At 60.9% G+C, this 297-nt stretch carries 1 protein-coding gene; it reads left to right on the forward strand.

Annotated features, from left to right (window positions below):
* Positions 1-297: isocitrate lyase/phosphoenolpyruvate mutase family protein (locus KJQ96_RS39035; RefSeq protein WP_213291224.1), on the forward strand; the 297-nt coding region annotated here is incomplete at both ends.

Here is a 297-nt window from a genome sequence, read left to right on the forward strand (position 1 = left end):
GGAAGCGCATGATGGACTCTCTGGCGCGATCGCCGAGCGCGCGGGGTTCAAAGGCCTCTGGGCATCAGGCTTGTCGATTGCCTGCTGTCTCGGCTACCGCGATGCCAACGAGGCTTCATGGAGCCAACTCGTCGACGTGGTCGAGCGCATCGTCGACTCGACCAAACTGCCTGTGCTCGTTGACGGCGATAACGGCTTCGGGAATTTCAACAATGCCCGCCTCCTGGCACGCAAACTAAGTCAGCGTGGCGCTGCCGGCGTCGCTCTGGAGGACAGCTGTTTTCCGAAGATGAACTC

The organism is Bradyrhizobium sp. sGM-13 (assembly GCF_018398875.1).
Taxonomy (GTDB): domain Bacteria; phylum Pseudomonadota; class Alphaproteobacteria; order Rhizobiales; family Xanthobacteraceae; genus Bradyrhizobium.